19 protein-coding genes are annotated in these 19,579 nt (G+C 72.4%); 15 read left to right on the top strand and 4 right to left on the bottom strand.

Translation table 11 applies throughout. The features are described from left to right. Positions 1-13 precede the first annotated feature (13 nt). The 5 genes from H1D33_RS19605 to H1D33_RS19585 all read left to right on the top strand — a co-directional run bounded on the left by H1D33_RS19605 (position 14) and on the right by H1D33_RS19585 (position 5,498). The gene (locus H1D33_RS19605; protein ID WP_181571765.1) at positions 14-2,509 is read left to right on the top strand and encodes a bifunctional FO biosynthesis protein CofGH; all 2,496 of its coding nucleotides are present in this window, start codon (positions 14-16) and stop codon (positions 2,507-2,509) included. Positions 2,510-2,660: 151 nt separating this feature from the next. Further along, positions 2,661-2,951 (top strand): hypothetical protein, encoded by a 291-nt coding sequence (locus H1D33_RS19600; protein ID WP_181571766.1) that lies wholly within the window; start codon positions 2,661-2,663, stop codon positions 2,949-2,951. 73 nt (positions 2,952-3,024) lie between these two features. Next, positions 3,025-4,422 carry a DUF4331 domain-containing protein gene (locus H1D33_RS19595; RefSeq protein ID WP_181571767.1) on the top strand — a complete coding sequence of 466 codons (1,398 nt, stop codon included), beginning with the start codon at positions 3,025-3,027 and terminating at the stop codon, positions 4,420-4,422. Between the two features lie 12 nt (positions 4,423-4,434). After that, positions 4,435-4,779, top strand: a complete 345-nt coding sequence (locus tag H1D33_RS19590) for a phospholipase (protein ID WP_181571768.1) — start codon at positions 4,435-4,437, stop codon at positions 4,777-4,779. Between the two features lie 458 nt (positions 4,780-5,237). Next, on the top strand, positions 5,238-5,498 hold the full coding sequence (locus tag H1D33_RS19585; RefSeq protein WP_013284161.1) for a WhiB family transcriptional regulator: 261 nt from the start codon (positions 5,238-5,240) through the stop codon (positions 5,496-5,498). A gap of 63 nt (positions 5,499-5,561) precedes the next feature. On the opposite strand, the gene H1D33_RS19580 is transcribed toward H1D33_RS19585, so the two are convergent. Then, positions 5,562-6,011: a metallopeptidase family protein gene (locus H1D33_RS19580; protein ID WP_018787548.1), complete on the bottom strand. Its 450-nt coding sequence runs from the start codon at positions 6,009-6,011 to the stop codon at positions 5,562-5,564. A gap of 154 nt (positions 6,012-6,165) precedes the next feature. On the opposite strand from H1D33_RS19580, the gene H1D33_RS19575 reads away from it, so the two are divergent. Next, positions 6,166-6,543: a DUF3499 domain-containing protein gene (locus tag H1D33_RS19575; protein WP_307755220.1), complete on the top strand. Its 378-nt coding sequence runs from the start codon at positions 6,166-6,168 to the stop codon at positions 6,541-6,543. Positions 6,544-6,550: 7 nt separating this feature from the next. Here the strand turns inward: H1D33_RS19575 and H1D33_RS19570 are convergent, their stop codons facing one another. Together H1D33_RS19570 and H1D33_RS19565 are read right to left on the bottom strand one after the other, a co-directional pair. After that, on the bottom strand, positions 6,551-7,927 hold the full coding sequence (locus H1D33_RS19570; RefSeq protein ID WP_181571769.1) for an NAD(P)/FAD-dependent oxidoreductase: 1,377 nt from the start codon (positions 7,925-7,927) through the stop codon (positions 6,551-6,553). A gap of 3 nt (positions 7,928-7,930) precedes the next feature. Continuing rightward, positions 7,931-9,277 (bottom strand): aspartate aminotransferase family protein, encoded by a 1,347-nt coding sequence (locus H1D33_RS19565; protein ID WP_181571770.1) that lies wholly within the window; start codon positions 9,275-9,277, stop codon positions 7,931-7,933. Positions 9,278-10,010: 733 nt separating this feature from the next. Between H1D33_RS19565 and H1D33_RS19560 the strand changes: the two genes are divergently transcribed. Next, positions 10,011-10,781, top strand: a complete 771-nt coding sequence (locus H1D33_RS19560) for a helix-turn-helix domain-containing protein (RefSeq protein ID WP_181572667.1) — start codon at positions 10,011-10,013, stop codon at positions 10,779-10,781. Then, positions 10,772-10,969 carry a DUF397 domain-containing protein gene (locus H1D33_RS19555; protein WP_181571771.1) on the top strand — a complete coding sequence of 66 codons (198 nt, stop codon included), beginning with the start codon at positions 10,772-10,774 and terminating at the stop codon, positions 10,967-10,969. The genes H1D33_RS19560 and H1D33_RS19555 overlap by 10 nt, the downstream gene beginning before the upstream one ends. Here the strand turns inward: H1D33_RS19555 and H1D33_RS19550 are convergent. Then, positions 10,948-11,460: an Lrp/AsnC family transcriptional regulator gene (locus H1D33_RS19550; protein ID WP_181571772.1), complete on the bottom strand. Its 513-nt coding sequence runs from the start codon at positions 11,458-11,460 to the stop codon at positions 10,948-10,950. The genes H1D33_RS19555 and H1D33_RS19550 overlap by 22 nt on opposite strands. A 205-nt stretch (positions 11,461-11,665) precedes the next feature. Here H1D33_RS19550 and H1D33_RS19545 point away from each other — a divergent pair, with 205 nt between their 5' ends. From H1D33_RS19545 to speB, 7 genes are read left to right on the top strand one after another with little or no spacing between them, the layout of a single operon-like run. Continuing rightward, the gene (locus tag H1D33_RS19545; RefSeq protein WP_181571773.1) at positions 11,666-12,850 is read left to right on the top strand and encodes a polyamine ABC transporter substrate-binding protein; all 1,185 of its coding nucleotides are present in this window, start codon (positions 11,666-11,668) and stop codon (positions 12,848-12,850) included. 5 nt (positions 12,851-12,855) lie between these two features. Then, positions 12,856-14,073, top strand: a complete 1,218-nt coding sequence (locus H1D33_RS19540) for an ABC transporter ATP-binding protein (RefSeq protein ID WP_181571774.1) — start codon at positions 12,856-12,858, stop codon at positions 14,071-14,073. Further along, positions 14,070-14,984 carry an ABC transporter permease gene (locus H1D33_RS19535; protein ID WP_181571775.1) on the top strand — a complete coding sequence of 305 codons (915 nt, stop codon included), beginning with the start codon at positions 14,070-14,072 and terminating at the stop codon, positions 14,982-14,984. The genes H1D33_RS19540 and H1D33_RS19535 overlap by 4 nt, the downstream gene beginning before the upstream one ends. Further along, positions 14,984-15,814 carry an ABC transporter permease gene (locus H1D33_RS19530; RefSeq protein ID WP_181571776.1) on the top strand — a complete coding sequence of 277 codons (831 nt, stop codon included), beginning with the start codon at positions 14,984-14,986 and terminating at the stop codon, positions 15,812-15,814. Before H1D33_RS19535 ends, H1D33_RS19530 begins: the two co-directional genes overlap by 1 nt. Next, positions 15,811-17,232 (top strand): NAD(P)/FAD-dependent oxidoreductase, encoded by a 1,422-nt coding sequence (locus tag H1D33_RS19525; RefSeq protein WP_181571777.1) that lies wholly within the window; start codon positions 15,811-15,813, stop codon positions 17,230-17,232. Before H1D33_RS19530 ends, H1D33_RS19525 begins: the two co-directional genes overlap by 4 nt. Then, positions 17,232-18,434, top strand: coding sequence for a saccharopine dehydrogenase family protein (locus tag H1D33_RS19520; RefSeq protein WP_181571778.1), 1,203 nt, complete (start codon positions 17,232-17,234; stop codon positions 18,432-18,434). Before H1D33_RS19525 ends, H1D33_RS19520 begins: the two co-directional genes overlap by 1 nt. Beyond that, entirely contained in the window at positions 18,431-19,444 is a 1,014-nt protein-coding gene (speB, locus tag H1D33_RS19515; RefSeq protein ID WP_307755219.1) for an agmatinase, read from the top strand. The genes H1D33_RS19520 and speB overlap by 4 nt, the downstream gene beginning before the upstream one ends. Positions 19,445-19,579: the final 135 nt, after the last annotated feature.

Raw genomic sequence — 19,579 nt, 5'->3', positions numbered from 1 at the left:
ATAGGCTGGGCCGATGGTTGATGCGAGTGTGCGGCGGGCGTTGGGCCGCGCCGCCACCGGCCGGGCGCTGAACGCGGACGAGGCGGCGGAGCTGCTCACCGCGCGCGGCGAGGCCCTCGACGAGTTGCTGCGGGTCGCCAGCGACATCCGCGACGCCGGGTTGCGGGAGGCCGGCCGCCCCGGCGTGGTGACGTACTCCAAGAAGGTCTTCGTGCCGCTCACCCGGCTCTGCCGGGACCGCTGCCACTACTGCACGTTCGCCACCGTGCCGCACCGGCTGCCCGCCGCCTACCTGGAACGCGACGAGGTGCTGGCGATCGCCCGCGAGGGCGCCGCGCAGGGCTGCAAGGAGGCGCTGTTCACGCTCGGCGACCGCCCCGAGGAGCGGTGGCCGGCCGCCCGTCGGTGGCTGGACGAGCGGGGCTACGACTCCACGCTCGACTACCTGCGCGCCTGCGCGGTGGCGGTGCTGGAGGAGACCGGCCTGCTGCCCCACCTCAACCCGGGCGTGCTCACCTGGTCGGAGTTGCAACGGCTCAAGCCGGTCGCGCCGAGCATGGGCATGATGCTGGAGACCACCGCGACCCGGCTCTGGTCGGAGCCGGGCGGCCCGCACTTCGGCTCACCGGACAAGGAGCCCGCGGTCCGGCTTCGGGTGCTCGACGACGCCGGCCGGGTCGGCGTGCCGTTCACCACCGGCATCCTGATCGGCATCGGCGAGACCGGCGCCGAACGGGTCGACGCGCTGTTCGCGATCCGCCGCACCATGCGGGAGTACGGCCACCTCCAAGAGGTGATCGTGCAGAACTTCCGCGCCAAGCCGGACACCGCGATGCGCGGCATGCCCGACGCGGAGCTGCACGACCTGGCCGCCACCGTGGCGGTGGCCCGGGTGCTGCTCGGCCCGCGGGCCCGCATCCAGGCGCCGCCGAACCTGATCGCCGGCGAGTACGACCTGCTGCTGCGCGCCGGCATCGACGACTGGGGCGGCGTCTCCCCGGTCACCCCGGACCACGTCAACCCGGAGCGGCCCTGGCCGCAGCTCGACGAGCTGGCCGCGCGTACCGCCGCCGCCGGGTTCACGCTGCGCGAGCGGTTGACCGTCTACCCCGAGTACGTGCGGGCCGGCGCCCCGTGGCTGGATCCGCGCCTGCTGCCGCACGTCACCGCGCTCGCCGACCCGGCCACCGGGCTGGCGGTCGAGGAGGCCCGTCCGGTGGGGCGGCCCTGGCAGGAGCCGGAGGAGGTCCACGGCGGCCGCACCGACCTGCACGCCACGATCGACGTGACCGGGCGGACGGAGGACCGGCGGGGCGACTTCGACAGCGTCTACGGCGACTGGTCCGAGGTGGCCGACAAGGTCAAGCGTCCGGTCGGCGTACCCGGGACCGGCGGCGCGGACGGCGACCTGCGCGCGGGGCTGAGCCTGGCGGCGCAGGACCCGGGCGCGTTGCTGGCGCCGGCGCACGAGGCGCAGGCGCTGGCGTTGTTCGGCGCGGACGGGCCGGCGCTGGACGAGCTGTGCCGGATCGCCGACGACGCGCGCCGCGACGCGGTCGGCGACGACGTGACCTACGTGGTCAACCGGAACATCAACTTCACCAACGTCTGCTACGTGGGCTGCCGGTTCTGCGCGTTCGCCCAGCGGGAGAGCGACGCGGACGCGTTCCGACTGTCGCTGTCGCAGGTGGCCGACCGGGCCGAGGAGGCGTGGGCGGCGGGCGCCAGCGAGGTCTGCCTCCAGGGCGGCATCGACCCGAAGATGCCGGTGACCGGGTACGCCGACATCGTCCGCGCGATCAAGGCGCGGGTGCCGGGGATGCACGTGCACGCGTTCTCCCCGATGGAGATCGTCACCGCGGCGGCGAAGGCCGGCGTGCCGGTGCGCGAGTGGCTGGGCATGCTGCGCGAGGCGGGCCTGGACACCATCCCGGGCACCGCCGCCGAGATCCTCGACGACGACGTGCGCTGGGTGCTCACCAAGGGCAAACTTCCGGCCGCCGCCTGGGTCGACGTGGTCAGCACGGCCCACGAGCTGGGCATCCGGTCCAGCTCCACGATGATGTACGGCCACGTCGACCATCCCGGCCAGTGGTTGGCCCACTTCCGGGTGCTGGCCGGGGTGCAGGACCGTACCGGCGGCTTCACCGAGTTCGTGGCGTTGCCGTTCGTGCACACCAACGCGCCGATCTACCTGGCCGGCATCGCCCGGCCGGGGCCGACCTGGCGGGAGAACCGGGTGGTGCACGCGATGGCCCGGTTGCTGCTGCACGGCCGGATCGACAACATCCAGTGCTCCTGGGTGAAGCTCGGCGACACCGGCACGGTGGAGATGCTGCGCGGCGGCTGCAACGATCTCGGCGGCACGCTGATGGAGGAGACCATCTCCCGGATGGCCGGCTCGGGCAACGGCTCGGCCCGCACCGAGGAGCAGTTGCGGGCCATCGCGACCGCGGCCGGGCGACCGTTCCGCAAGCGGACGACCGCGTACGGTCACGCCGGCGCCTGACGTCGAACCTTTTTCCGCGCCGCGCCGTACCTGTGGATGCCGGCGGCGGTTGCGGCGAGGACCGCCGCCGGTGACCCCAGCCCGGGGACCCGGCGGCGTCCGGGTGCCCGCCCCCCGCGGCGCTGCGGCGCCGGTTGCGGAAAGGTTGCCGATGAGCACTGACGAGACCACCGACGCGCCGAGGCGGCGGGCCTGGCCGCGGTTGACCCGCCGGCAGACGTTGACCGCCGCGGCGAGCGCCACCCTCGGCGCGGCCGCGCTGGCCGTGCCGGGCCTGTCCGCCGCGCAGAACGCCCCGTCCGCGAGCCGGCGCGACGAGCCGATCGTGGTGCACCTCCGCGACGCCGCCACCGGCACGATGGACGTCTTCGTCGGCACGACCCGGGTCGAGGTGCGCGACCGCGGCCTGGCCGACCGCCTGGTGCGCGCCGCCCGCCGCTGAGCCCCGCCCCCTTCCGGCGCGGGCCCCGACGCCGGCCCGACTCACGTCCCCCCGACGAAGGTGTGGTTCCGCCATGTCCTCTCACCGCGAGGCCCCGGAGATCGCCAAGGATCCGGTCGCCGACAGCTCCGACCTGTACGCGTTCGTCAGCCCGACCCGGCCGGACACGGTCACGTTGATCGCCAACTACGTGCCGGTGCAGCTTCCGTCCGGCGGCCCCAACTTCTTCGAGTTCGGCGACGACGTCCGGTACGAGATCCACGTCGACAACGACGGCGACGGTTACCCGGACGTCACCTATCGGTTCGAATTCACCACCGAGATCACGAACCAGAACAGCTTTCTCTACAACACCGGGGCGATCGAGTCGCTGGACAGCAAGAACTGGAACCGGCGCCAGTTCTACCGGCTGACCCGGGTGGCGGACGGCCGCGAGCACGTGCTGGCCACGAAGCTGCCCTGCCCGCCGTGCAACGTGGGTCCGCTGTCCACGCCGAACTACCAGAACCTGGTGAAGCAGGCGACGTTCAAGCTGTCGACCGGTGAGAAGGTGTTCGCCGGCCAGCGCGCCGACGGCTTCTTCGTGGACCTGGGCGCGGTGTTCGACCTGGGCACGCTGCGGCCGTTCCAGCAGTTGCACGTGGCCGGCAAGAAGCTGTTCAAGACCGAGGGCGAGCCGGTCAACGCGCTGGACCGGTTGAACGTGCACAGCATCGCGATCCAGGTGCCGCTGGCCAAGGTGCGCCGTAAGTCCAGCCGGTACGGCTACGCCGACCGCGCGTCGACCATCGGCGTCTGGACCAGCGCGTCCCGCCAGCAGGTCCGGGTGCTCGGCGACCGGGTGTCGAAGGACGTCACCACCGGCCCGTTCACGCAGGTGTCGCGGCTCGGCAACCCGTTGTTCAACGAGGTGATCGTGCCGATGTCCAAGAAGGACCTGTGGAACACGCTGCCGCCGTCGGAGGACAAGCGGTTCGCCGGGTTCGTCGAGCGGCCCGAACTGGCCGCGTTGCTGCCGGTGCTCTACCCGGGTGTGTTCCCGAGCCTGGAGGCGTTGAACAAGGCGAAGAAGCCGCGCGCGGACCTGGTGGCGATCCTGCTCACCGGCGTGCCGGCCGGGCTGATCGACGGCTTCGCGAACACCACCGGCGACACGCAGGCCGACATGCTGCGGCTGAACACGGCGATCCGGCCCAGCGCCAAACCGGACCGGTTCGGCGTGCTCGGCGGCGACCTGGCCGGCTTCCCGAACGGCCGGCGGGTCGGCGACGACGTGGTGACCATCGCGCTGCGGGCGATCGCCGGGCTCACCGTGCCGCTGGTGGACAAGACGTTCAAGCCGGACGCCGCGGCGGCGGCCGTCACGCCGGGGCTGGACGCGGGTGACGTGACCGCGCCGTTCCTCGCCGACTTCCCGTTCCTCGGCACCCCGTACGACGGGTTCAACAACCCGCCGGCGAAGAAGTCCTGACGGGAGCGCGCCATGCATCGACACCAGCATCACGATCTCGGCCCGTCGTACCGGGGCACGGTCATGCTCGACCTAGGCGGCGACACCGGTGCGCTGATCATCCACACCGGTCGGGAGCTGCACGGACGGGAGATCGAGATCAGCCGCGCGGATCGGGACGGGCCACGTACCCACTCGGCGGTACGCGAGCGGCACGTCCTGGACGGCGTCTTCCACAGTGCCGTCTACCCGGATCTGGAGGCGGGTGTGTATACCGTCTGGTGGGACGATGACACGCCGGCCGGCGCGATCTCCGTCACCGGCGGGTCGATCGCCGAATTCGTCTGGCCGACCAGCTCACCGTCGCGAAACGACTGACCGGCGACTCCGCCGACCTGCGCGCCCCGTCCACATGGTGGACGGGGCGCGATCGGCGTTGATCGCCTTGGCAGGCGGTACCCAGCCGGGCACGTTACCCTTTGCCCCACCATTTGTGATCTTGGACGACGGCCGGCGGGGGCGCCCGGCCGGCCCACCCGGTGTCGCGCCACGGCAGAAAACTTGGGGCAACTCGCCGGGGAGGGCGTTACTCGTCCGGGGTCTGAATCGATAGGGCAGGTTGCGAGGCTAGGGGCGGCCACGGCGGTTGTCCCGGACGTGTCGGGAGGGCGACTCCATTATCAAGTTTGGCTTGACGGCGCACGCATTACACGCGTGTAATTTGAATGGGGTTGTTCGCACGGAAGCGCACCAATTGGGCCCGTACGAACAGGCACGCCTTTCGCGTGGGGGGTTGCAGCGGCGAATGACGCCGGTGCGCGACAAGGAGGCAATCGATGGACGGCCAGCTCGAGGTGGCCGACCTGCTCGGGAACGCGCCGGAGTGGCAGGAGCGGGCGCTCTGCTCGCAGACCGACCCGGAGGCGTTCTTTCCCGAGAAGGGCGGCTCGACCCGCGAGGCGAAGCGCATCTGCTCGCGGTGTGAAGTGAAGACGGAATGTCTGGAGTACGCGCTCGGCCACGATGAGCGGTTCGGCATCTGGGGCGGCCTCTCCGAACGGGAGCGGCGCAAGCTCAAGCGGCGGGTCGCCGCCTGAGGAGCGTACGGGCCGGGCGGTGGGGGCCGCCCGGGTCCGTAGGTCGGGCGCGACGTGCGGCGCTCAGGCCAGTTCGTCGGGGTCGACCCCGAGCAGGTTCGCCACCTGCTCGATGATCACGTCGTGCACGAGATCCGCCAGGTCCTCCCGGTCCATCGCGCGGAACTCCAGCGGCCGCCGGTAGAGCACGATGCGCGGCGGCACCTCCTGGCGGCCCGGGCGACCGGGCAGGAGGCGGGCGAGCGGCACCTCGCCGTCCTCCAGCACGTCGGAGTCGTAGACGTTCAGGTCCGGCGGGACGTCCTCGACCGCGAACTCCACCCCGGCCAGCTCCTTGGCGAACCGGCGTTCCAGCGTCTCCACGGTGTCGAGCACCAGGTCGTCGAAGACCTCGGCCTTGGTCCGGGCCAGCGGCACGGTGGCCGGCACCAGCCGCCCGCGCAGCCCCCGACCGTGCCGGTCGCGGTGGGTGCGCCGGCCGGAGCCGGGGCGGCGGTTCTGCGGGCTCGTCATGACGGACAGGGTAGCCCGGTGGCCCGGCCCGGCCGCCGTGGCGCGGCACCCCGGCGCGCCGGTGCGCCGATCGGGCGAATTGTGATCACCATGACGGGCGTGTCGTAACGCGAAGCGGTGCGCCGGACCCGGTAATGGGGATACCCTGCCGCACGTGAGGTCACCACGGCGCTGCTCCCGTAACGGCTGCCCCCGGCAAGCGGTCGCCACATTGACCTATGTCTACAACGAGTCGACAGCGGTGGTCGGCCCGCTCGCGGCGTTCGCCGAACCGCACACGTACGACCTGTGTGAGCAGCACGCGCGCAGCCTGACCGCCCCGCGCGGCTGGGACGTGGTGCGGCACGAGGGCGAGTTCGAGCCGCCGCCGCCCACCACCGACGACCTGGTCGCGCTGGCCGAGGCGGTCCGCGAGGCCGCCCGCCCGGCCCCGCCGCGCCCGCCCGAGGACCCCCAGTCCCGCCCCCAGGCCCAGCCCCCGCACCAGCAGGGCCGCCGGGGCCACCTCCGGGTGATCCCCCCCAACCACTGACCGGCGGTCAGTGGCCCAGGAAACGGGTGAAGAGGGCCGCTCGGCGGGACGGGCGGTCGGTGCGGTGCTCGGCGGCGTCGGCGGAGGACATCACCTTCAGGCCGGCGTTGATCGCCAGCCAGCGCAGCGGCTCCGGCTCCCAGCGCGGGGAGCGGTGCCCGACCCAGGGCAGCGCGGTCAGGTCGCTCTCCACGCCCCGGATCAGGTCGGCGAGCGTACGTCCGGCGAGGTTGCTGGTGCCGACCCCGTCGCCGACGTACCCGCCGGCCCAGGCCAGCCCGGTGGCCCGGTCCAGCCCCACCGAGGCGGCCCAGTCCCGGGCCACGCCGAGCGGACCGCCCCAGGTGTGCGTGACCGGCGGCTCCGGCCCGAGCACCGGGAACAGCTCGCCGAGCGCCCGGCGCAACGCCGCGAACACCCGGGGCTCCCGGTCGAAGCCGGGGCGCACCCGGGAGCCGTAGTGGTAGGGCGCGCCCCGGCCGCCGAACGCGAGCCGGTCGTCGGCGGTGCGCTGGCCGTAGACGATGACGTGCCGGTGGTCGGCGAACGTCTCCCGCCCGGCCAGCCCGATCCGGGCCCAGGTCTCCGCGGGCAGCGGTGGGGTGGCCACCATCAGCGAGTAGACCGGCGCCACCGCTCGCCGGTGCCCGGGTAGCGCCGGCGTGAAGCCCTCGGTCGCCCGGACCACCACCGGCGCCCGGACCACGCCCGCCGGGGTCACCGCCGCGCCCGGCCGCAGCGCGGTCACCGCGGTGCGTTCGAAGACGTGTACGCCCCGGCGTTCCACCGCCCGGGCCAGGCCGCGGACCAGCTTCGCCGGGTGCACGGCCGCGCAGTGCGGGGTGTACGTGCCGCCGCGTACCCCGTCGGCGGCGCACCGGGCGGTGGCCTCGGCGGCGTCGAGCAGCACCAGGTCGTCGTCGGTCAGCCCGTAGGCGCGGGCCTCAGCCACCGCGGCCCGGGCCCGGTCGAGTTGCGCCCGCGAGCGGGCGAGCAGCACCGTGCCGCCGGCCCGCCAGTCGCAGTCGACGCCCTCCGCCGCGATCACCCGGCCGACCTCGCCGACGGTGGCGTGCATGGCCCGCTGCATGGCGAGCGCCCGGTCCCGCCCGTGCCGGCGGGCCAGCGCCGGCAGCGAGGTGGGGAACAGCGCCGAGCACCAGCCGCCGTTGCGGCCGGAGGCGCCGTACCCGGCGATCTCCCGCTCCAGCACCACGATCCGCAACGTCGGATCGGCCTCGGCCAGGTAGTAGGCCGTCCACAGCCCGGTGTACCCGGCGCCCACGATCGCCACGTCGGCGTCCGTGTCGCCGGGCAACCCGGCCCGTGGGGTCAGCGGCTCGTCCAGGTCGGACAGCCAGTAGGACAGGTCCCGGTAGCGCACGGTCTACAGCCGCGACCACGCCTCGGTGAGCACGACCCGCAGGATCTGCTCGATCTCGTCGAACTGCTGCTGCTCGGCGATCAGCGGCGGGGCGAGCTGCACCACCGGGTCGCCCCGGTCGTCGGCCCGGCAGTAGAGCCCGGCGGCGAACAGCGCGGTGGAGAGGAAGCCGCGCAGCAACCGCTCGGACTCCGCCTCGTCGAACGTCTCCCGGGTCGCCTTGTCCTTGACCAGCTCGATGCCGTAGAAGTAGCCGTCGCCCCGCACGTCGCCGACGATCGGCAGGTCGGTCAGCTTCTCCAGGGTGGACCGGAACGCGTCCTCGTTGGCCCGGACGTGCCCGACCAGGTCCTCCCGCGCGAACACCTCCAGGTTGGCCAGCGCCACCGCGCAGGAGACCGGGTGCCCGCCGAACGTCACGCCGTGGGCGAACATGCCGGTCTCGGTGAGGAACGGCTCCATCAGGCGCTCGCTGGCGATCATCGCGCCGAGCGGGGCGTAGCCGGAGGTGATGCCCTTGGCGGTGGTGATGATGTCCGGCTGGTAGCCGTAGCGGGTGGCGCCGAAGTATTCGCCGAGCCGGCCCCAGGAGCAGATCACCTCGTCGCTGACCAGCAGCACGTCGTACGCGTCGCAGATCTCGCGGACCCGCGCGAAGTAGCCGGGCGGGGGCGGGAAGCAGCCGCCGGAGTTCTGCACCGGCTCCAGGAACACCGCCGCGACCGTGTCCGGCCCCTCCCGCTCGATCGCCCGGCCGATCTCCTCGGCGGCCCACCGGCCGAACGCCTCCGGGTCGTCGCCGTGCTCCGGGGCCCGGTAGAAGTTGGTGTTCGGCACCTTGATGCCGCCGGGCACCAGCGGCTCGAAGTCGCTCTTGATGCCGGGCAGCCCGGTGATCGACAGCGCCCCCATCGAGGTGCCGTGGTAGGCGATGTAGCGGCTGACCACCTTGTACTTGTTGGGCTGGCCGGTGCGCTTGAAGTAGGCCCGGGCCAGCTTCCACGCCGCCTCGACGGCCTCCGAGCCGCCGGTGGTGAAGAAGACCCGGTTCAGGTCGCCCGGGGTGAGAGCGGCGATCCGCTCGGCCAGCTCCACGGCGGTCGGGTGGGCGTAGGACCAGAGCGGGAAGTACGCCAGCTCGCCGGCCTGCTTCGCGGCGGCCTCGGCCAGCTCGGTCCGGCCGTGGCCGGCGTTCACCACGAAGAGCCCGGCGAGCCCGTCGAGGTAGCGGCGGCCCTGCGCGTCCCAGATGTACGCGCCCTCGCCGCGCACGATGGTCGGGACCTCGCCGGCGGAGTAGCTGGCCATCCGGGTGAAGTGCATCCAGAGGTGGTCGGTGGCGTTGGCCATGTCAGCCCCATCGGGTCGCGGGCCGGTCCGGGGTGACACCGGCCGCTCTGCCCACGGTTATCCCACAGTCGTTGCTGATAACGCAAGTATCTTCGGTCGAAGGCAACGGATTCAGCGATCGGCGTTTACATAAACGACGGATTTCGCGGCTCCTGCGGTAGGTCCGGCCAGGCGGGTAGGTAGGGGCGGGACTCCTTTCGAGCTGAGTCGTTGGTGATATCGCGCACTCGGCTCGGCCCCGCCCGGGCCCCGCCCCGGTCCCGGCTCGGCCCCGACCCCGCCCGGGCCCCGCCCCGGTCCCGCCCGGGCCCCGCCCCGGTCCCGCCCAGGCCCCGCCCCGGTCCCGCCCGGGCCCCGCCCCGGACCAACGTCGTGATCGTCGGCCGCGCCGAGTGGCAGGCCCCACCTCGGCCCGCTGCTCCGCATCCTGCTGCTCGCTCCTGCTACCCGGCCCGGCGTCGGAGCCCGACCGCCGCCGGGCCGCCGCGTGGATCGCAATTCCCGCCACCTCGCGTTCCCAGGCCCTGAGTCGTATGCGATATCAGCTCGAAAGGCGCTCCCCGGGAGGACTTCGACCTCGGCTGGTGAGGACACCTCCGGGGCCTTTCCGGGGAATCGGGCGCCCATCTTCGATGTCGGCAAGAGGTTCGGGCGCGACACGCCGGGTGAGTGCGGACATCGATACGGAGCGTCGCTACGGTGCCGCCCATGGGTGACCGGACGGGAGGCGCGGATGGCGAACGAGGTGCTGCGGGTGGCGATGGCGGAGAAGGGCGAGACCTCCGAGTCGCTCGCCGCGAAGGTCCGGGTCGACCCGAAGACGGCGGCGCGCTGGCTGGCGGCCGGCCGCATCCCGCATCCGCAGACCCGGGTCGCGGTCGCCGAGGTGTTGGGCCGCGCGGTCGCCGAGTTGTGGCCGGAGCCGTTCCGCCGCCGCGACCTGCCGTGGTTCCGCCCGTGGGTCGAGCTGGAGCAGGACGCCACCAGCTTTCGGTGGTACGAGCCGCTGCTCGTGCCGGGCCTGCTCCAGACCGAGGGGTACGCCCACGCCGTGTTGAGCACGGGCGCGTTGTTCGCGCCCGCCGTGGTGGACGAGATCGTGGCGGGCCGGATCGCGCGTCAGCGCGTCCTCGACCGGGACGACCCGCCGCAACTCGTCGCGGTGATCGACGAGGTGGTGCTGCGCCGGCCGGTCGGCGACCGGTCGGTGATGGTCGGGCAGCTCGGGCATCTCGCGGCGGTCGCCGGGCGGGAGCACGTCCAGGTCCGGGTGATCCCGGCCGACGGTCCGTGGCACACCGGGCTGGCCGGCCCGTTCGTGCTGGGCCGGCTGCCCGACGGGACGGAATTGGCGTATCTCGACAATCAGCTCCGCGGTCAGGTCGTGACCGATCCGGTCGACGTCGCTAGCCTGGGCCGAAGGTGGGAGAGCGTGACCGGCGAGGCGCTTACCCAGCGGCGCTCGATCGAGCTGATCAGGGGAGTGGCGGAGACATGGACATGACCGGCGCCCGCTGGCGTACCGCGACCCGCAGCAGCAACAACGGCGGCGCCTGTGTCGAGGTGGCCGACAACCTGCCCGGCCGGGTGCTGGTCCGCGACAGCAAGGACCGCGCCGGCGGCACGCTCAGCTTCACCCCGACCGCCTGGCGGGCCTTCGTCGGCCAGGCTCAGGCGGTGCCCCAGCTGTAGGTCTGCTTGCGCAGCTTCAGGTAGACGAACGCCTCGGTGGAGAGCACCCCGGGCACCCCGCGCAGCTTCTGCAGGATCTCCAGCAGGTGCGCGTCGTTGCGGCAGACCACCTCGGCCAGCAGGTCGAACGAGCCGGCGGTGATCACCACGTAGTCGATCTCCTCGAACTCGGCCAGCCGGTCGGCCACCGGTTCCAGGTCGCCGTCGGTGCGCAGCCCGATCATGGCCTGGCGGGGGAAGCCGAGCTGGAGCGGATCGGTCACCGCGACGATCTGCATCACCCCGGCGTCGAGCAGGCGCTGCACCCGCTGGCGGACCGCCGCCTCGGACAGGCCGACCGCCTTGCCGATGCTCGCGTACGGGCGCCGGCCGTCCTCCTGGAGCTGCTCGATGATCTGCTTGGCCACGTCGTCGAGCAGAGCGTGATTGGCGCCTTCACGCACGGTCACCCGGCGGTTGCCGTTGCCGTTCTCCAGTTGCCGGTTGGCCATCGCCGCTCCCCATGTCCGATTCTCTGTGCCGAGCGTAGTGCCCGGGCGCAGTCTGGCGTATTTCGTGGCTCATCGCTATTCCCGCAACGGAATCCCTTGTGAGGGAGGGTTTCTCATGTCAGGATCAGTGCCCCATCGCCACCGACCCTCCCGCCGGCGAGCCACCCCCGTCCTGCCGCCGACGATGCCCCCAAGGAGTCGTCACATGCGTAGTCCCCTCCGGACACTCACTCGGCGTGGTCTGCTCTCCGGGACCCTCGGCTCGGCCGCGCTGCTCGCCACCGCGGGCACGCTCGCCGGCTGCGGCACCAAGGGCGCCCAGCAGACCGAGGCCGGGTGCAAGAGCGAGGACCTGTCCGCCACCGAGAAGAAGCTCGCGTTCTCGAACTGGCCGCAGTACATGGACACCGACGAGAAGGACGCGGCCAAGCGCCCCACCCTGGACGCGTTCGTCGCCGCCTCCGGCATCCAGGTGACCTACACCGAGGACGTCAACGACAACAACGAGTTCTTCGGCAAGGTGCAGAACCAGCTCGCCGGCTGCCAGAGCACCGGCCGCGACATCATGGTGCTGACCGATTGGATGGCCGCCCGGATGATCCGGCTCGGCTGGGTCCAGAAGCTGGACAAGGCGAAGATTCCCAACGTCGAGGCCAACCTGCTGCCGTCGCTGCGTGGCCGCTCCTTCGACAAGGACACCCAGCTCGCCGTCCCCTGGCAGTCCGGCCTCGCCGGGCTGGCCTACAACGCCAAGGTGACCAAGGAGATCCGCACCGTCGACGAGCTGCTCACCCGCCCCGACCTCAAGGGCAAGGTGACCGCGCTGTCGGAGATGCGCGACACCATGGGCCTGCTGATCCAGGCCGGCGGCCACGACCCGGCGAACTTCACCCCGGCCCAGTTCGACGACGCGTTGAACAAGCTCAAGAAGGCGGTGGACAGCAAGCAGATCCGCCGCTTCACCGGCAACGACTACGCCCCCGACCTGGCCAAGGGCGACATCGCCGCGTGCATCGGCTGGTCCGGCGACGTGATCCAGCTCGGCTTCGAGGACGAGAAGATCAAGTTCGTGGTGCCCGAGTCGGGCGTCATGCTCTGGTCGGACAACATGCTCGTGCCGAACAAGGCCACCCACCGGGCCAACGCCGAGGCGCTGATGAACCACTACTACGACCCGGCGGTGGCCGCGAAGCTCGCCGCGTTCGTCAACTACATCTGCCCCGTGCAGGGCGCGCAGGCCGAGATGGAGAAGATCGACCCGGACCTGGCGAAGAACCCGCTGATCTTCCCGGACGACGCGATCCTGGCGAAGTCGAAGGTCTTCATGGCGCTGGACGAGCAGCGCGAGAAGGAGTACGAGGCCAAGTTCCAGCAGGTCATCGGGGCGTGAGGCAGATGGCGCAGGAAGCACCGGCCGGCGATCTGCGACTGGTCGACGTCACCAAGCGGTTCGGCGTCTTCACCGCCGTGGACGACCTCAGCCTCACCGTCGCCCAGGGCACGTTCTTCGCGCTGCTCGGCGCGTCCGGCTGCGGCAAGACCACCACGCTGCGGATGATCGCCGGGCTGGAGGAACCGACGAGCGGTCGGGTCCTGCTCGGCGACCGGGACATCACCGGGCTGCGGCCGTACAAGCGGCCGGTCAACACCGTGTTCCAGAGCTACGCGCTCTTTCCGCACCTCGACATCCACGAGAACGTGGCCTTCGGGCTGCGCCGCCGAGGCATCCGCAAGGTGGGCGAGCAGGTCGAGCGGATGCTCGCGCTGGTCCAGCTCGAAGGGTACGGCCGGCGCCGGCCGGCCCAGCTCTCCGGCGGCCAGCAGCAGCGCGTGGCGCTCGCCCGGGCGCTCATCAACCACCCGCAGATGCTGCTGCTCGACGAGCCGCTCGGCGCGCTCGACCTGAAGCTGCGCCGGCAGATGCAGATCGAGCTGAAGCGGATCCAGGCTGAGGTCGGCATCACCTTCCTGCACGTCACGCACGACCAGGAAGAGGCGATGTGGATGGCGGACACGGTCGCGGTGATGAACGCCGGGCGGATCGAACAGCTCGGCGCGCCCGCCGACATCTACGAGTACCCGGCCAGCCCGTTCGTGGCGAACTTCCTCGGCCAGTCCAACCTCGTCGAGGCCGAGGTGGTCGGCCGGGACGCGGACGACCTGCTGGTCACCGGCCACGGCAACCGGTTCGCCGCGCCGCTCGGGCGGGCCCGCTCCCGGCAGGGACCGGTCTGGCTCGGCGTACGGCCGGAGAAGCTGCACCTGGTCGCCGCGCGCGCCGACGTGCCGGACGGCCGCAACGCGATCAGCGGCGTGCTCACCGACATCTGCTACGCCGGCGTGAGCACCGAGTTCCTGCTCCGCACCGCCTGGGGGCAGGAGATGTCGGTGTTCACCGCCAACAGCGAACCGGACGCCCGGCTGGTGCCCGGCGCCGAGGTCACCGCCCACTGGCACCCCCGGCACTCCTTCGTGCTGGCCCGTGACGACTCCGCCCGCGACGCAGCCGACGGCAGCGCCACCCGGCCCGGTGCCACCGGCGGCGGCCGAGCGGACGGCGGCCCGGCGGACGGTGGTGTCGGCGCGCCGCAGCGTCTGGAAACCGCGACATGACGGCGCTGGCCCACCTCGGCGGGGCGTCGCCCACCACGCCTGCCGCGCCCGCGTCCGACCGGAGGCGGCGACACCGCCTCCTGCCGTACCTGCTGCTGCTGCCGGGCGCGGCCTGGCTGCTGGTCTTCTTCGCGCTGCCGCTGCTGCAACTCGCCGCGGCGAGCCTCTACGACCCGGCCGGCTCGCTCTCCACCGGGTACGCGATGACCTGGGCGGTCGGCAACTACCCCGACGCGTTGCAGGCGTACTGGCCGCAGTTCGTCAGGTCCTTCCTCTACTCGGCGATCGCGCTCGTGCTCGCGTTGCTGATGGGCTACCCGCTGGCGTACGCGATCGCGCAGAAGGCCGGCCGCTGGAAGAACCTGCTGCTGGTGGCCGTGGTCGCGCCGATGTTCACCAGCTTCCTGGTGCGCACGCTGGCCTGGAAGACGATCCTGTCGGACAACGGCGCGCTGGTCGGGCTGCTGCGCGACGTGCACCTGCTCGGCCCGGACGGCCGGCTGCTGGCCACCCCGGTCGCCGTGGTGCTCGGCCTGACGTACAACTTCCTGCCGTTCCTGGTGCTGCCGCTGTACGCGAGCCTGGAGCGGCTCGACCCCCGGCTGCTGGAGGCGGCGAGCGACCTCTACGCGAGCCCGCTGCGCGCGTTCGGCCGGGTCACCCTGCCGCTGTCGATGCCCGGCCTGATCGCCGGCACGCTGCTCTTCTTCATCCCGGCCACCGGCGACTACATCAACGCCGAGCTGCTCGGCACCCCGAGCGAATACATGATCGGCAACGTCATCGACTCGGCGTTCCTGGTCCGCCTCGACTACCCGCAGGGCGCGGCGCTGTCGTTCCTGCTGATGGCCGCGATCCTGGCGATCGTCTTCGTCTACCTGCGCCGGGCCGGCACGGAGGAGGTGCTCTGATGAGACTCAGGCGCTGGCTCGCCGACCGGTGGGTGATGGGCGTGGCCCTGCTCGTCCTCGGCTACCTGACGCTGCCGATCCTGGTGGTCGCCGGGCTCTCCTTCAACCGGCCGACCAGCCGGCTCTCCTACGACTTCAACGAGTTCACGCTGGACAACTGGGCCCGGCCCTGCGCCACCGCCGACATGTGCGACGCGGTGGTGCGCAGCATGGAGATCGGCCTGATCGCCACCGTGGTCTCCACCGTGCTCGGCACGCTGATGGCGTTCGCGCTGGTCCGGCACGGCTTCCGTGGCCGGTCCGGGATCAACGGCCTGATCTTCCTGCCGATGGCCACCCCGGAACTGGTGATGGGCACCTCGCTGCTCGCCCTCTTCGTCGCCGCCGGCGTGCCGCAGGGCTTCTGGACGATCGTCATCGCGCACGTGATGTTCTGCGTGTCGTTCGTGGTGGTCACCGTCAAGGCCCGGCTCGCCGGCATGGACCGGCGGCTGGAGGAGGCCGCGATGGACCTCTACGCCAGCGAGTGGCAGACGTTCCGCCGGATCACGCTGCCGCTGGTGCTGCCCGGCATCGTCGCCGCCGCGCTGCTCGCCTTCTCGCTCAGCTTCGACGACTTCATCATCACCAACTTCAACGCCGGCACCACCGTCACGTTCCCGATGTACGTCTGGGGCGCCGCCCAGCGGGGCATCCCGCCGCAGGTCAACGTCATCGGCACGGCCATGTTCGTGATCGCGCTGCTGCTGGTCGGGGTCAGCTCGCTGCGCGGCCGGCGCACCCGACGGGCCGCCCTCGCGGTGATCGCCACCCCGGCGGGGAAGCCATGACCCTCCCGCATACCGGCCGGGCGCTGGCCGACGCCGCGCCCGTCCCGTACTGGCTGGACCGTCCGGAGCGCCCCGACCCACTGCCGCCGCTGACCGGCGCCCACACCGCCGACCTGCTCGTGGTCGGCGGCGGGTACGCCGGGCTGTGGACCGCGCTGCTGGCCAAGGAGGCCGACCCGGACCGCGACGTGCTCTTGGTCGACGCCGGCACCTGCGGCTGGGCGGCGTCCGGGCGCAACGGCGGGTTCTGCGCCGCCTCGCTCACCCACGGGCTGGCCAACGGCGTCGACCGGTTCCCCGGCGAGGTCGGCGAGCTGGAACGGCTCGGCCGGGAGAACCTGGACGCCATCGCCGCCACCGTCGCGCGGCACGGCATCGACTGCGACTTCACCCGCACCGGGGAACTGGCGGTGGCCGTCGAGCCGTACCAGCTCGACGGGCTCGCCGCCGACGCGGAGCTGAGCCGCCGGTACGGCCGCGACGTGCGCCTGCTCGACCGCGACGAGGTACGCGCCGAGGTGGCCTCGCCGACGTACCTCGGTGGGCTCTGGGACGTCGACCGGACGGCGCTGCTCGACCCCGCGAAGCTCGCCTGGGGACTGCGCCGGGCCGCGCTCGGCCTCGGCGTGCGGATCCACGAGCACACCCGGGTCACCGGGCTGGCCGCCGACGGCGCCGCGCTGCGCGCGACCACGGCCGGCGGCGCGGACGCCGTGCCCGGCTCGGTGCGGGCCGCCCGGGTGGCGCTGGCCACCAACGCGTTCCCGCCGCTGCTGCGCCGGCTGCGGGCCTGGACCGTGCCGGTCTACGACTACGCGCTGACGACCGAGCCGCTGACCGCCGCGCAGCGGGACGCGATCGGCTGGCGCAACGGGCAGGGGCTGGCGGACACCGGCAACCAGTTCCACTACTACCGGCTCACCGCCGACGGGCGGATCCTGTTCGGCGGCTACGACGCGGTCTACCACTACGGCAACCGGGTGGCCCCGGCGCTGGAGCAGCGGGAGGCCACGTTCCGCACCCTGGCCGCGCACTTCTTCACCACGTTCCCGCAACTGGAGGGGTTGCGGTTCAGCCACCGCTGGGGCGGGGTGATCGACACCTGCACCCGGTTCTGCGCGTTCTTCGACACCGCCCACTCCGGCCGGCTGGCGTACGCGGCCGGCTACACCGGGCTCGGCGTCGGGGCGACCCGGTTCGCCGCGCGCGTGACGCTCGACCTGCTCGCCGGCGCGGACACCCCGCTGACCCGGCTCGACCTGGTGCGCCGCAAGCCACTGCCGTTCCCGCCGGAGCCGTTCCGGGCCGCCGGCATCAACCTCACCCGCTGGTCGCTCGCCCGCGCCGACGCGCGGGGCGGGCGGCGCAACCTCTGGCTCCGTACTCTCGACCGCTCTGGACTGGGGTTCGACTCCTGATGCGTATCCTGCTCGTCGGCGCCGGTGGCGTCGGCTCCGCCGCCGTATCCATCGCCGCCCGCCGTACCTTCTTCGAGACCATGGTGGTCGCCGACCACGACCCGGCGCGCGCCGCCCGGGCGGTCGCCGGCCACGGCGACCGGTTCGTCGCCGCCACCGTCGACGCCTCGGACGCCGACGCGGTCGCCGCGCTGTGCCGGGAGCACCGGATCACCCACGTGCTCAACGCGGTCGACCCGCGCTTCGTCATGCCGATCTTCGACGGGGCGATCGCCGCCGGGGCCGACTACCTCGACATGGCAATGTCGCTGTCCCGGCCGCACCCCGACCGCCCGTACGCCGAGCCCGGCGTCAAGCTCGGCGACGAGCAGTTCGCGGTCGCCGAACGGTGGGCCGACGCGGGCCGGCTCGCGCTCTGCGGCATCGGCGTCGAACCGGGCCTCTCCGACGTGTTCGCCCGCTACGCCGCCGACGAGCTGTTCGCCGAGATCGACGAGATCGGGGTACGCGACGGCGCGAACCTCACCGTCGCCGGCCACGAGTTCGCGCCCTCGTTCTCCATCTGGACCACCATCGAGGAGTGCCTCAACCCGCCGGTGATCTGGGAGGCCGACCGTGGCTGGTTCACCACCGAACCGTTCAGCGAACCGGAGGTCTTCGACTTCCCGGCCGGTATCGGGCCGGTCGAGTGCGTCAACGTGGAGCACGAGGAGGTGCTGCTCATCCCGCGCTGGGTCAAGGCGCGGCGGGTCACCTTCAAGTACGGCCTCGGCGCGGAGTTCATCGAGGTGCTGCGCACCCTGCACAAGTTGGGCCTGGACTCGACGGACCCGGTGCGGGTGCGCGGCGTCGACGTGTCGCCGCGTGACCTGGTGGCCGCCGCGCTGCCCGACCCGGCCACGCTCGGCGACCGGATGAGCGGCAAGACCTGCGCCGGCACGTGGGTCACCGGCACCGGGCCGGACGGCCGGCCCCGCCGCGTCTACCTCCACCACGTGGTCGACAACGAGTGGTCGATGGCCGAGTACGGCCACCAGGCGGTGGTCTGGCAGACCGCGGTCAACCCGGTCGTCGCGCTGGAGCTGCTGGCCGGTGGCGCCTGGTCCGGCACCGGCGTGCTCGGGCCCGAGGCGTTCCCGCCGAAGCCCTTCCTCGACCTGCTCACCGGCTACGGTTCTCCGTGGGGGATGGAGGAACGATGACCCGGTACGGCCCGATGTACGGTCCCGACGTCACGTTCCTCGGCGTGCCGCCGTGCACCGTCGAGGAACCGGTCACCTACGCCGACGCCGACGTGGTGGTCATCGGCGCGCCGTTCGACGGCGGCACCTCGCACCGGCCGGGCACCCGGTTCGGGCCGTCCGCCATCCGGCAGGCGTGCTACCTGCCGCACGACGGCTCCCGCCCGTCCCTGGCGTTGCGCGTGGACGCGCTGAAGGACCTGTGCGTCTACGACGCCGGGGACGTGGAGATGTTCGGCGGCGACATCGAACGCTCGCTGGCCGCGCTGGAGACCGCCGTGCACGCGGTCACCGCCGCCGGGGCCATCCCGGTGGTGCTCGGCGGCGACCACTCCATCGCGCTGCCGGACGCCACCGGGGTGGCCCGGCACCACGGGCTCGGCCGGGTGTCGCTGGTGCACTTCGACGCGCACGCCGACACCGGTGACGTCGAGTTCGGCTCGCTGCACGGGCACGGCCAGCCGATGCGCCGGCTCATCGAGTCCGGCGCGGTCCGCGGCGACCGCTTCCTCCAGATCGGCCTGCGCGGCTACTGGCCCGGCCCGGACACGCTGGCCTGGATGGCGGAGCAGCGGATGCGCTCGTACGAGATGACCGAGATCGTGGCGCGCGGCCTGGACACCTGCCTCACCGAGGCGTTCGGCATCGCCACCGATGAGTGCGAGGGCGTCTTCCTCTCCGTCGACGTGGACGTGGTCGACCCCGGCATGGCCCCCGGCACCGGCACCCCCGAGCCCGGCGGGTTCACCTCCCGCGAGCTGCTCGACGCGGTCCGCCGGGTCTGCTACGAGCTGCCGGTGGTGGGCCTGGACGTGGTCGAGGTCGCCCCGCCGTACGACCACGCCGACATCACCGCCTACCTCGGCAACCGCGTCGTCCTGGAGGCCCTGTCCGCAATAGCCCGCCGCCGCCGAGACGCAAAAACCGGACCCCCCTGGAACCCCACCCAGCCCCTCCTCGACGCCCGCTGACCCCCGCCCTCCCTCCCTCCCTCCCCTCTCCTCGTCGATCTTGCAGTTTGTGCCCCGGCATTCCGGTCTTTTCGGGACGTAACGAGGGCACTAACTGCAAGATCGCGTGGGGGTGGGAGAGGGCTAGCACACGAG

The sequence above is a fragment of the Micromonospora ferruginea genome, from assembly GCF_013694245.2.
GTDB classification, from domain to species: domain Bacteria; phylum Actinomycetota; class Actinomycetes; order Mycobacteriales; family Micromonosporaceae; genus Micromonospora; species Micromonospora robiginosa.
This window is presented reverse-complemented; position numbering and strand designations above follow the sequence as displayed.

Bases quoted from the DNA above. Each gene is read 5' to 3' on its own strand.
- H1D33_RS19600 (WP_181571766.1), top strand. From the start codon at position 2,661: ATGAGCACTGACGAGACCACCGACGCGCCGAGGCGGCGGGCCTGGCCG.
- H1D33_RS19595 (WP_181571767.1), top strand. From the start codon at position 3,025: ATGTCCTCTCACCGCGAGGCCCCGGAGATCGCCAAGGATCCGGTCGCC.
- H1D33_RS19550 (WP_181571772.1), bottom strand. From the start codon at position 11,460: ATGGCCAACCGGCAACTGGAGAACGGCAACGGCAACCGCCGGGTGACC.
- H1D33_RS19555 (WP_181571771.1), top strand. From the start codon at position 10,772: ATGGACATGACCGGCGCCCGCTGGCGTACCGCGACCCGCAGCAGCAAC.
- H1D33_RS19545 (WP_181571773.1), top strand. From the start codon at position 11,666: ATGCGTAGTCCCCTCCGGACACTCACTCGGCGTGGTCTGCTCTCCGGG.
- H1D33_RS19530 (WP_181571776.1), top strand. From the start codon at position 14,984: ATGAGACTCAGGCGCTGGCTCGCCGACCGGTGGGTGATGGGCGTGGCC.
- H1D33_RS19585 (WP_013284161.1), top strand. From the start codon at position 5,238: ATGGACGGCCAGCTCGAGGTGGCCGACCTGCTCGGGAACGCGCCGGAG.
- H1D33_RS19520 (WP_181571778.1), top strand. From the start codon at position 17,232: ATGCGTATCCTGCTCGTCGGCGCCGGTGGCGTCGGCTCCGCCGCCGTA.
- H1D33_RS19535 (WP_181571775.1), top strand. From the start codon at position 14,070: ATGACGGCGCTGGCCCACCTCGGCGGGGCGTCGCCCACCACGCCTGCC.
- H1D33_RS19580 (WP_018787548.1), bottom strand. From the start codon at position 6,011: ATGACGAGCCCGCAGAACCGCCGCCCCGGCTCCGGCCGGCGCACCCAC.
- H1D33_RS19590 (WP_181571768.1), top strand. From the start codon at position 4,435: ATGCATCGACACCAGCATCACGATCTCGGCCCGTCGTACCGGGGCACG.
- speB (WP_307755219.1), top strand. From the start codon at position 18,431: ATGACCCGGTACGGCCCGATGTACGGTCCCGACGTCACGTTCCTCGGC.
- H1D33_RS19605 (WP_181571765.1), top strand. From the start codon at position 14: ATGGTTGATGCGAGTGTGCGGCGGGCGTTGGGCCGCGCCGCCACCGGC.
- H1D33_RS19560 (WP_181572667.1), top strand. From the start codon at position 10,011: ATGGCGAACGAGGTGCTGCGGGTGGCGATGGCGGAGAAGGGCGAGACC.
- H1D33_RS19565 (WP_181571770.1), bottom strand. From the start codon at position 9,277: ATGGCCAACGCCACCGACCACCTCTGGATGCACTTCACCCGGATGGCC.
- H1D33_RS19540 (WP_181571774.1), top strand. From the start codon at position 12,856: ATGGCGCAGGAAGCACCGGCCGGCGATCTGCGACTGGTCGACGTCACC.
- H1D33_RS19525 (WP_181571777.1), top strand. From the start codon at position 15,811: ATGACCCTCCCGCATACCGGCCGGGCGCTGGCCGACGCCGCGCCCGTC.